This is a genomic window from Persicitalea sp., from assembly GCF_041751555.1.
GTDB lineage: Bacteria > Bacteroidota > Bacteroidia > Cytophagales > Spirosomataceae > Persicitalea.
In genome coordinates this window covers 1-11,594 of record NZ_JBGSXF010000200.1, presented here as the reverse complement: position 1 = coordinate 11,594, position 11,594 = coordinate 1, and the positions used below count along the sequence as shown (strand labels likewise).

Sequence of the window (11,594 nt, the reverse complement as noted above, 5' to 3'; positions counted from 1 at the left end):
GGCCCCCCCTACACTCGATACGAGCGGGGAAGTGCAACAGACCAACTGGGTAGTTTCGAGTCCACCGGGGCTCACTCACAGTGGACGTTTGCTTATGCGGGCAATTACAACGATAAAGTTTATATCGGGGCATCGGTCGGTTTCAATCGCATCAAATACGATTACAATTCTACGCTGGCGGACCAATATGCCAACGCCAAGGTGATTCGAGGCTCGACGAACACACAAGACCTTAACGTGTCTGGGAACGGCATTAATGCTTCCCTGGGCATTATCTACAAAGCGACACCCGAGTTGCAAATTGGAGCATCTATCACTTCGCCTACATTTATGAGTGTGAGAGAAACTTTCAATGAATTCGTCAATGCCGATATCATTGGTATCCCGCAGCAGGACGCCAACGGCAAACCTGTCTTCTTCGTGCCGGACGTAACGAGCATTGGCTTACAGCCCAACGATTTCGAATACACCATCCAAAGTCCGCTGCGGGCATCGGGTGGGGTTACTTACTTCTTTGGTAAAAACGGCTTTCTTACCGGTACAGTCGAGTATGTAGGATACAGAGGTACTAGGGTGAGCACCGGAACGCTGAGTGCTACCGACAATTCTGCCTTTCGCCAAAACAACAAGCGCGAAATTGAAGACACCTACACGAGTGGCCTCAATGTGAGGGCTGGTGGCGAGTACCGCGCAGGTGCTTTCCGTGCGCGTGCTGGCGTGGCTTACCTCGGTGATCCCTACCGCGTGAAGTTGGACGACATCGACCGTAGTAAACTGTACTTTTCGGGCGGGATTGGCTTCCGAAATGATCGTTTCTTTGCTGACATAACGGGAATATATAATACCGCCAAATCGGCTTACACACCCTATGTTCTAGACAATCAAGCCGATTTCGGCTCGGCGACTATAAACAGCAAATCCATCAACGTGCTGGTATCGTTGGGTACTTTCTTCTAGGAGAATCTAATAGGAGACAGGAAAAGCGTGGCCAGGAATTGAATTTCCGGCCACGCTTTTTTAAAGTAGAGGTACGAGCAACGCTACAATTTCCTGAATACTGGTTTTCTCAGAGATGGAAAGGTCAGCTTGGGAGTAGAAGGGAAGTCGATCGGTCAATCGTCTTGAAAGTTCCTTTTCCAAATCCTTTGCTTTGAATTCAGAAAGTAGCGGGCGGTCGTCTTTGTCATGATTAAGAATACGGGCGGCCAATAACGAAGGGGAGATATTTATAAAAACACTCAACCCATTGGCTTTTATAAAGCACATGTTATCGAAAAAACAAGGAGCACCTCCCCCCGTAGCAACTACCGTCTTTTGATTAGGTTGAATAGCCTGCAAAGCTGACTTTTCCACTTTCCGAAAGTAATCTTCCCCTTCTGCCTTAAAAATCTCCGGTATTGATCGTTTCTGGTCAGCAACGATCAATTTATCCAAATCAACGAATTGGTATTTCAAGGCGCGCGCCAATCTTCTTCCCAGAGTTGATTTGCCGGAAGAGGGCATTCCGACTAAAAATACGTTTTTCATAGCCTCTTCAAAACCCCTTCGGCATCAGGAGTATCGTTGTAGTGCCATTTGCCCTTAACTACGCCATTTTGGAGCAGCCAAATTCCTGGATTGGAGCGGGAGATTGTTTTGAGTACTGTGGCGTCGGCGTAATAATACGGGATATTCAACTGTTGAGTTTTCCTGAAATCATCTATCTCGCTGCTGCTCGCTGAGGTAAGTATTATTGGAGTCACTTCTTTGCCTTTCAGGTCGTTAACTAACTTACGGATGTCCGGAAAAGCGGCTGTATTAAGGTCGTTCAGGTTTTTAATGATGATAAATAGCTTGTTGCCCTCGAAGGTTTGCTGTGTAAAATCGCCCTCGTCGTTCCAGGCACGATAGTCGGTAATTTTAGGCTTGGCTTCCTCGTTGAGTAGCACCATTTCCTTGAACTGCAATGTAGTGTCGCTCGGGAATTTCTCGTATTCTACCGATTGTCCATTTTTTTCAAAAACGTACTTGTACCGCATTTCCTCCGAAGGCTTCATCTGTTCGGGAATACTCGCGCCGACACGGTAGGGGAGTAAATCGAAAATCGGCAGATGCCGAATGGCGTAAAAAGCCACGCCCACCGAAGCCACCGTCGCGACGGCCACGATCATGCCTGTCGGCATAGCGCGAAACTTTTTTCGGTTATAAAGGATGAATAGAATCAGTACCAGAAGAAAAACGTCCTTACTGAACGAAGTCCAGGGCTTTAATTTGATGGCATCCCCGAAGCAGCCGCAGTCTGTGACCCGATTGAAATAGGCTGAGTAAAAGGTGAGAAACGTAAAGAAGAGAATAGTTATGAGCAGCAGCCAGGAAGTAGTCTTAGGCTTATAGCTCACGAGCAAAGCCACTCCCAATACTACCTCCGCCACGCAGAGAATCACCGAAAAATACAGCGCGAAAGGGACGAGACCCACAAAGAAGTCATGCAGGGCGGGCAGATCCTGAGCAAATACCTCGAAGTACTCTTCCAGTTTGATTTCGGTGCCGACAGGATCGTTCAATTTGATTAACCCCGAAAAAATAAACAGAACGCCAACGATGACTTTGGCAATTTGAGCAGCAATTTTCATTGTGTTTTGGTAGGGGCGGGCCTATGTGCCCGCCCATCAGTAAAATTTAATTGTTGGGACGAATATGAATAATCGGCCAATCAGTTAGTTTGAAGTCCATTAGATTTGATAAGGCAGAATACGGCGTAGTTGATCATGTCTTGGTAGCCGGATTTTACCCCTTCTGACACCAATGTGACGCCTTCATTATCCTCAATTTGTTTGATCCTCAGTAGTTTCATTAAAATAATATCCGTCATTGAACTAACCCGCATATCGCGCCAGGCTTCGCCATAATCGTGGTTTTTGCTGAAAAGCAGTACTTTTACTTCCTGGATTTGCTCTTCATACAATTCAGTGATTTTGTCAAGGTCGAACTCTGAATTGCGACCTTGCCACGAAATTTGAATAAGTGCCATCACGCAGTAGTTGATGATCCCCACAAACTCCTCCGTGATTCCATCTTCCACTTTTTGGCTACCTTTATCTTGAATCGTACGGATGCGCTGCGCTTTGATGAAAATTTGATCCGTGATGGAGGGTAGGCGCAGGATTCGCCAGGAAGTACCGTAATCTTGGTTTTTTTTGGCAAAAAGATCGCGACAGTAAGCCAGAATTTCCTCGTATTCAGTTTCTGTTGGTTTCAAGACTGAAAAAGTGGGCGTAATCATTAAAAAAATCAAAAAATAAACCGATGGCCCAGAGCCGAAAGCCCGTAGACATGCTTGAGCGGCAAGTTAATCATAAAACGCTCAATTTGTCAGGACGATTGCTGGATCTAAGTACTCCCGCTGTGATGGGAATTCTGAATATCACCCCAGATTCCTTCTACGAGGGTAGTCGTTTTGACCCCAATTCAGATCATTTCGTTCAAGAAGCGGGCCAAATGTTGACCGATGGCGCGAAGATACTAGACGTTGGCGGCTACTCGACCCGGCCGGGCGCTGCGGAAATTTCGGTAGACGAAGAGTGTGAGCGGATCTTGCCCGTGATCGAAGTACTTTCGAGAACCTTTCCTGCTGTGGTTATCTCAATAGATACTTTTCGCTCGGCGGTAGCTAAACAGGCTGTGCGGGCTGGGGCATCTATAGTAAATGATGTTTCAGGGGGCAATTTGGATGAGCAGATGTTCGAAACAGCGGCCGAGTTGGGCGTCCCTTATGTGCTAATGCATATGCGAGGCACACCACAAACTATGACCCAGTTGAATCAATACGATAATTTAGTGCAGGATATTATGCGGGAGTTGGCAGAAAAGTTGCAACGGCTAAGATCGCTCGGCGTAGCCGATGTAATTGTCGATCCAGGCTTTGGTTTTGCCAAGAATGTACCGCAGAACTTCGAACTGCTCAATCATCTTGAACATCTCAAAAGCCTGAACGCGCCATTACTAGTAGGGGTTTCGCGCAAATCTATGATTTGGCGCAGTTTGGGCGTTACACCCACTAAGGTGCTCAATGGTACTACGGTGCTGAACACGCTTGCTTTGCAGAAAGGCGCGGACATCCTGCGTGTTCACGACGTGCGGGAAGCCGTCGAAGCAGTTAAACTGTGGCAGTATACCACTCAACGCTCGTAAAAATTGCTAGATTCGCCAAAATTTTGATTTAAATATGCGTATTGGTTTCCTTACGGTCAATTGGACCGATCTGCTTGACATCACCCTGGTAGCCATTCTGCTTTATCAAGTGTATTACCTTGTTAAAGGAAGTATCGCCAGCCGGGTTTTTCTGGGTTGCATTTTCGTTTACGTCTTCTATTTGGTGGTCAAAGGGTTGCGGCTAGAATTGCTGACTACCATCCTGCAATACTTCATGGGCGTTGGGGCCATTGCCCTTATCGTAATATTCCAGCAGGAAATCCGCCGATTTCTATTGATGATCGGCAAATCCACAGCCTTTACCAATAATCGATTGTTCAATACCTTACTAGGAGAGTCCAAGACGACCGGACAGAGCGAACAGTTGAAAAAGATTGCTGATGCCTGCCGCAACATTGCCGCCGATTTCAATGGGGCCATCGTAGTCATCAAAAAGATGGACGGTCTGGAAAAAATTATCCAAACGGGTGAAGTACTAGACGCGGCCATTTCCAAACACCTTATTATTTCTATTTTCAATCAATACAGCGCTCTGCACGAAGGAGCCACAATCATAGCCGACGGCAGAATTGCCGCCGCCCGATGCATCCTACCCGTAGCCGACGGAGTGGATGTACCCGTCTCTATGGGATTTAGACACCGCGCCGCGTTAGGTATCAGCGAAACTACCGACGCTGCCGTAGTGGTTATTTCCGAACAAACGGGAAGAATTTCGCTGGCCTTAGAAGGTAAAATGAATCCCAATATTCCCGCTGAAGAACTGGAAACCCGCTTGTCTGAATATCTGAACGCTGTCTCAAGCTGATTTGGTTTAGTTCAAAAGGGCATTGAGTATTTTGTGATAAGTGACTCGTATTCAGTAAAATAATTCTCATTTGATTGCTAATGTCTCATAATTCACAACTCATATTTGAAAAACCTTTGCCGTTAAGCACATTTCTGCTTACTTTTGCAGACGTTTTTAGAAAAGTAACATCACCAAGACCAAATGGCAAATCATAAATCGGCATTAAAGAGAATTCGCGCCAACGAAACCAAGCGTTTGAGAAATCGCTATCAGCACAAAACTACGCGTACCTATATTCGCAAATTGCGCGATACCACCGATCCTGAAGCAGCCCGCGAGGTGTACAAGACGGTTTCGTCCATGCTGGATCGGTTAGCCAAGAAGAATGTCATTCACAAGAACAAGGCTAATAATCAGAAGTCTAAGTTGGCCAAATTTGTTAAGTCTTTGTCGGCTGCCTGATTATTTACCCGGGATATTTTATTACCCCGTTAGCGAAAGCTTACGGGGTTTTTCTATTTTTAGCCTTCACAAAATCTAACGACGATCCATGAGAAATATCTATTTAACTTTTTGCATTCTTTCCTTGATTCCCTCAGCTGCCTGGTCACAGACTGCCAAACGCCCCCTTAACGGCGACGATTATGATTCTTGGAAAAGTGTGAAAGAAACTACGATGTCAAAGGATGGGAAGTGGATAGCTTACGAAGTCAATCCGCAGGAAGGCGATGGGCAACTTTTTGTTGAGAATCCGTCCGCATCCCGTAAAGTTCTGATTCCGCGTGGCTACGATGCCCAGTTCTCTGCTGACGCCAAGTACTTGGTAGCCAAAATAAAAACTGAGAGAGAAACAGTGCGGCAGGCTAAGAAAGCCAAAGTCAAAAAAGAAAAAATGCCCAAGGACAGCCTGGTGGTGGTCAATCTGGCAAGTGGCCAAAAGCGAGCGTATGGCGACCTGGTTTCCTTTGCCTTACCCAAAGACGCGGGGCTATGGTTAGCGATGGCTACCAAAATGCCTGAATCGAAAAAAGATTCAACTGATAAAAAAGATTCGGATGATAAGAAAGCAAAGGAAAAGAAATCTAAAAAGCCGAAGGGCGACTTGCTGACGCTTCTTAATATTTCGGGCAGCGATTCTGTCTCCTTTGAGAACGTGAATGATTACGCTTTGTCCGACCAAGGGGGGCGAGTGATTTTTACCCGCGAGATATTGAAAGACACCTCGCTTTACAGAGGCATTTATGAATACACTTTTACCAACAAAAAGACCCAAATGCTGGATACCAGTTCTAAGGTTGAAGTATACAAAAATTTGACTTTGGATAAAAAAGGCGAGCAAGCCGTCTGGATGAGTTCGCCGGACACCGCCAAGGCTGACGTAAAGCGGTTTGCGCTCCATTTTAGGGATTTTGGAAGAAAGTCTAATGTTCTGATTGCCGACACTGTCACCAAGGGCTGGCCATCCTACTGGGCACCTTCAGAATTTCAAAAGCCCAAGTTTTCGGACGATGGCAGGCGGCTGTACTTTGGTGCCGCCCCGGTGGGCAAGCCCTCGTTGAAAGACACGACGATGCTGGACGAGGAGCTGTCGCGAGTGGACGTGTGGAGCCACACCGACGCCAAATTGCAACCCATGCAGGATAAGCAGCGCAAAGAAATGCTGGAAAGAAACTACTGGACATACTATGATGTAAATAGCCGGAAGGTAGTGCCGTTAGGTAATGAGGAAATGGCCTACGTTACCATCAACTACAGGGAGAACCAACCCCATTTTCTGGGCAAGTCCTTTGAACCTTACCAGAAATCAAGCTCCTGGGAGCCTGGACACTCTGACCTCTACTGGATTGACGCCGCAACGGGCAAAAACACACTTATCGCTCGTGACGTACTAGGACAATCAGAGATATCTCCAGCCGGAAAATATGCGATATGGTTCGACGAGCGGGACACGCTCTGGAAAGTTTACGAGCATCAGGTGGCCACGATCCGAAATTTAACTAAGGACCTTCCGGTAGCTTTTCACGATGAGGAGCACGATACACCCGACATGCCCAATTCCTACGGCGCGGCGGGCTGGACGAAGGATGATAAGTACGTTCTGATTTATGATCGCTACGATATTTGGCGCTTTGACCCTACTTTGAAGGAAAAACCCGTTAACCTCACCAATGGCTACGGACGGAAGGAGAAAGTACGACTAAAGTACCTCGAAACCCGAGAGAAGGACGAGGAAATGTTCATCGATCTATCCAAAAACAACTTGTTGTGGGGCCAATGGGAGGATGACAAGCAGACCGGGCTGCTGGACTGGAAAGCGGAGTCTGACCCTACGATCAAGGTGAAGGAAAGCTATTACTTCCTTCCCAACTCTTTCAAGAAAGCCAAAGATGCCGAAGTGTATGCGTACGAAAAAGGCAATTTCACTCATCCCAACGAACTATTTTACGTCCAGGATTGGAAAAATCCGCAGCAACTTACTAACCTTTTCTCTCAGACTAATGGCATCAAGTGGGGGAGCGCGGAGCAGGTTTCCTGGATTTCGAGCCAGGGCGTGACGTTGGAAGGCTTACTATTCAAGCCTGAAAACTTCGACCCCAGCCGCAAGTACCCGATGCTGGTGTATTACTATGAGCGCAACGCTACCTCTTTACACGTTTTCCGGGCTCCGGCCCCGAGCCGCTCGACTATCAATATACCCTATTGCGTATCGAACGATTATTTGGTGTTTGTCCCAGACATCGTGTATGGCAACGGAACTCCCGGAAAGAATGCTTATGACTGCATCGTTTCCGGCGTGTTAGACTTGGTGGACAAAGGCTTCGTGGATCGTAATAACATCGGCATTCAGGGACAAAGTTGGGGAGGTTACCAAACGGCCTATCTCATCACCCAAACTAATCTTTTCAAAGCCGCGATGGCAGGGGCTATTGTCGCCAATATGACGAGTGCTTACGGCGGCATTCGTTGGAGCACGGGCATGAGCCGGATGTTTCAGTACGAAAAAACGCAGAGCCGTATCGGCGGCACACTCTGGGAAAAACCGTTGTACTACATCGAAAACTCACCACTTTTCTACGCTGATCGCGTGGAGACACCGCTGCTAATGATGCACAATGACGCCGATGGCTCCGTTCCCTGGTACCAGGGCATTGAATTCTTTACAGCGCTACGGCGACTTAGTAAACCTGTTTGGATGCTGGTCTACAATGACGAAGACCATAACCTAACCAAACGCCCCAATATGAAAGACTTGAGCACAAGAATGTATCAGTTCTTCGATCATTACTTAAAGGCTGCGCCCATGCCCGTCTGGATGAGCGAAGGGCGAACGGTTTTGGAAAAAGAACGCTGGGATATGAAGTTGGACTGATCTTGCTATATATTATATTAAGCCCTATATTGCGTTTAAAATTTAAACCTTGTGGTCGTTTTCTCGGTCACAAGGTTTCTTTTGGAAGAATTTCGAACAAAAAACCTTTATTTAGTACCATTTATCACACAAATGACTTACCCAAGAATGAAAAAAATAGTATTGTTTGCCGGGCTGGCCGCACTGGCTTCTGCTCCTGCGTTCGCCCAATCATCCTCCATATCATTCAATGCTCGGGGCATGGTAGCCATCTCCGACGCGGACATGGCAGCTTCCGCCCTGGTAGATGGCAAACTTCTGCGTGACAACACCGTCAAAGACAAACTGACTTCCATCAAATTTCCACTAGAACGCGGCGGTGCCAGCATTGGCGAAATTGTAGTTCCCAACTCCACCCTCACCTACTCTAAGAGCATGGCCGTGCCCAAAACGGGTGGCCTGGCCTACGTGTTGGAATCCCGTGGTGCTCCTGGCGAAACGGTAATGGATTTCCCTGATGCTATGAAGGGCTTTCCCGACGGCCAAAAACTTTACGTTGTCGATATCGTCAATTTTGCAAAACCGAAAGTGAATTTTGGTTTTGCGGTAGGCAAGAATCCCACAGCCATCGATATCTACAAAAACAATGAACTGATGGTTTCGACCCGTGATGCGGGTAAGGAACTGGTCTTTCTGGAAACCGACGATTCTGGTAAGCCTACCCGTTTTCTAGCATTGCCTGCTGAACTGGATGCTGAAAACAGCATCATCGATTTGAGCTGGCATCCTACTGGGAATTTCTTGGCCGTCACTCTGGAAGGTACTAAGGAAGTGGCTCTATATAAGGTACTTCGGGAAGGTGGTAAATTGAAGAACATTGAAAAATTGGGTGCGCCATTGAAAGTCGGCGAAAACCCAACCGTCGGCAGGTTTTCAGAAGATGGTAAGTACTACTACGTAGTGGATACCAAAGGTGCTATGGGAAAAGCCACTGGTGCTGGCGCATTACACGTGGTGGAATTCTCACTTACTGGTGGCGAGCATAAGGTGAATGGCTCTACGCCCCTGGGTACGAACCCCGGTGCCTTTGCCATAAGTCCTGACGGCAGTATGATTGTAGTGGCCAATTCTGGCAAGAGCGCAATGCCTTGGACCGAGGATGGTGCAGGTTCTTCAAGCTCTCTTACGTTGTATAGCCTCGCGGACGGTGCACTTACCAAAGTGGCGGACTACCCTTTCCCCGGCATTCTGCCGCAGAGTGTGGCCTTCGATAAAGACGGCTCAAACATCGCCGTAGCGGTGTATGAATACCTAGACTATGGAGCTCGCACGGGCGGTGTCGAATTTTGGTCAGTAACTAAAGGCGCTACGCCTGCGCTGGCTAAGCAAAACGGACGCATCAGTGTTGAGCGCGGTTGCCACACAATTCGTGTGATTCCCTGATTAGTTCTAAACAAGATTTTTGTGTAAAGGCAGGCCGATTTATTCGGCCTGCCTTTTTATTTAAGTGATAATATAGGTTTTACGGAACCAGAATTACCTGGGGCTGTTTAATTCACAGATAGTTTTTTAGTAAATTTGCAGTTGAAAATCACAAAAAAATTCAATTTATAAATGCTTACAGTTCAGAACGTATCGCTACGGTACGGAAAACGAATTCTTTTTGACGAAGTAAATGTAAAGTTTGCCCCCGGCAACTGCTACGGCGTGATCGGGGCCAATGGAGCAGGTAAGTCAACTTTTCTCAAAATCCTGGCGGGTGAGATCGAGTCGCAGACGGGTAGTGTGAGTATGAACCCCGGTGAACGCTTAGCTGTACTGACGCAGGATCAGTTTGCTTACGATGACCACACAGTAATGGACACCGTAATCCTGGGTCACAAGCGGCTTTATGAAGTGATGAAGGAGCGGGACGCCATCTACGCTAAGGAAGATTTTACCGATGAGGATGGTGTGAAAGCGGGCGATCTCGAGGCTGAATTTGCCGACTTGAACGGCTGGGAGGCTGAAACCGAAGCGGCCCAACTATTGAGTGGTCTGGCTATCCCCGAAGACTTGCACCAAACCATGATGCGCGACCTCAATGGCAGCGACAAGGTGCGGGTACTTTTGGCGCAGGCGCTATTCGGCAATCCCGACGTGCTACTACTCGATGAGCCGACCAACAACCTGGACGTAGATACCGTCATGTGGCTGGAAAACTTCCTGGCCGATTTCAAAAATACGGTCATCGTAGTTTCTCACGACCGCCACTTCCTGGACCAAGTTACGACCCACGTCGTGGACATCGATTTCAGTAAGGTGCAGCTTTATACCGGCAACTACTCTTTCTGGTACGAGTCCAGCCAACTGGCGATGAAGCAAAAGCAGGACGCCAATAAAAAGGCCGAGGATAAGCGTAAAGAGTTGGAAGAATTTATCCGCCGTTTCAGCGCCAACGCTTCCAAGTCGAAGCAGGCTACTTCCCGGCAAAAGCTACTGGAAAAAATTACGGTGGATGACATCAAGCCGTCATCCCGCAAGTACCCTTATGTTGCTTTTAAACCCGAGCGCGAAGTGGGCGATCAGATCCTGCGCGTCGAAGGATTGACTAAGCGGGCTGAGGACGGTAGCTACCTGTTCGAGAATTTGAGTTTTGCCGTGAATAAGGACGACAAGATCGCTTTCGTGGGCCGGAATATGCAATCGGTCAGTACTTTGTTCGATATATTGATGGGAGAGGATACCGCCGATTCCGGCAGTTTTAACTGGGGCGTGACGATCACCAAAAGCTATTTCCCCAAAGACCCGAACGAGTTTTTTGACATTGATCTTAATCTGGTAGATTGGCTACGCCAGTATTCCGATGAAAAGGACGAGAGTTTTATTCGCGGTTTCCTGGGTAGGATGCTGTTCAGCGGAGAGGAATCTTTGAAGAAAGCTGAGGTACTTTCCGGGGGAGAAAAAGTGCGATGCATGTTGTCGCGGATGATGCTTTCTGGCTCTAACGTGCTGGTTATGGACGACCCCACCAACCACCTTGACCTGGAATCGATCACAGCGCTGAACAATGGTCTCATGGAATTTCCTGGTAATGTGCTGTTTTACTCTCACGACCACCAGTTTATCCAAACCGTCGCCAACCGTGTAATTGAGATAGGAGCGAAGGGGATGATCGACAAACTGATGACCTACGATGAGTTTATCAAGGATGACTACATCAAGTCGCAACGGGAAGCTTTGTACGAAGGCGTATTTGCTTAGCCTTATTGTATCAAATCATTGAAA

General features: G+C 47.5%; 9 protein-coding genes and 1 pseudogene. 7 read left to right on the top strand and 3 right to left on the bottom strand.

Going from position 1 to position 11,594, the window contains the following annotated elements; all coding sequences use genetic code 11:
* A pseudogene (locus ACEW8P_RS07230) lies at window positions 1-957 on the top strand (hypothetical protein); the annotation flags it as partial.
* Window positions 958-1,017: 60 nt separating this feature from the next.
* On the opposite strand, the gene ACEW8P_RS07225 reads toward ACEW8P_RS07230, so the two are convergent.
* The 3 genes from ACEW8P_RS07225 to ACEW8P_RS07215 all read right to left on the bottom strand — a co-directional run bounded on the left by ACEW8P_RS07225 (window position 1,018) and on the right by ACEW8P_RS07215 (window position 3,238).
* Window positions 1,018-1,527, bottom strand: a complete 510-nt coding sequence (locus ACEW8P_RS07225; RefSeq protein WP_373512420.1) for a shikimate kinase — start codon at window positions 1,525-1,527, stop codon at window positions 1,018-1,020.
* Window positions 1,524-2,612, bottom strand: a complete 1,089-nt coding sequence (locus tag ACEW8P_RS07220) for a BT_3928 family protein (protein WP_373512419.1) — start codon at window positions 2,610-2,612, stop codon at window positions 1,524-1,526. The genes ACEW8P_RS07225 and ACEW8P_RS07220 overlap by 4 nt, the downstream gene beginning before the upstream one ends.
* Window positions 2,613-2,692: 80 nt before the next feature.
* Window positions 2,693-3,238, bottom strand: a complete 546-nt coding sequence (locus tag ACEW8P_RS07215) for a DUF1599 domain-containing protein (protein WP_373512418.1) — start codon at window positions 3,236-3,238, stop codon at window positions 2,693-2,695.
* Between the two features lie 47 nt (window positions 3,239-3,285).
* Between ACEW8P_RS07215 and folP the strand changes: the two genes are divergently transcribed.
* The 6 genes from folP (at window position 3,286) to ACEW8P_RS07185 (ending at window position 11,570) form a co-directional block, all read left to right on the top strand.
* On the top strand, window positions 3,286-4,170 hold the full coding sequence (gene folP, locus ACEW8P_RS07210; RefSeq protein ID WP_373512417.1) for a dihydropteroate synthase: 885 nt from the start codon (window positions 3,286-3,288) through the stop codon (window positions 4,168-4,170).
* A 34-nt stretch (window positions 4,171-4,204) separates the two neighbouring features.
* Entirely contained in the window at window positions 4,205-4,996 is a 792-nt protein-coding gene (cdaA, locus tag ACEW8P_RS07205; RefSeq protein WP_373512416.1) for a diadenylate cyclase CdaA, read from the top strand.
* Between the two features lie 183 nt (window positions 4,997-5,179).
* The gene (gene rpsT / locus ACEW8P_RS07200) at window positions 5,180-5,440 is read left to right on the top strand and encodes a 30S ribosomal protein S20 (RefSeq protein WP_373512415.1); all 261 of its coding nucleotides are present in this window, start codon (window positions 5,180-5,182) and stop codon (window positions 5,438-5,440) included.
* Window positions 5,441-5,528: 88 nt separating this feature from the next.
* Window positions 5,529-8,348: a prolyl oligopeptidase family serine peptidase gene (locus ACEW8P_RS07195; protein ID WP_373512414.1), complete on the top strand. Its 2,820-nt coding sequence runs from the start codon at window positions 5,529-5,531 to the stop codon at window positions 8,346-8,348.
* A gap of 147 nt (window positions 8,349-8,495) precedes the next feature.
* Window positions 8,496-9,770: a beta-propeller fold lactonase family protein gene (locus tag ACEW8P_RS07190; protein WP_373512413.1), complete on the top strand. Its 1,275-nt coding sequence runs from the start codon at window positions 8,496-8,498 to the stop codon at window positions 9,768-9,770.
* A gap of 171 nt (window positions 9,771-9,941) precedes the next feature.
* Window positions 9,942-11,570, top strand: coding sequence for an ABC-F family ATP-binding cassette domain-containing protein (locus tag ACEW8P_RS07185; protein ID WP_373512412.1), 1,629 nt, complete (start codon window positions 9,942-9,944; stop codon window positions 11,568-11,570).
* Window positions 11,571-11,594 lie beyond the last annotated feature (24 nt).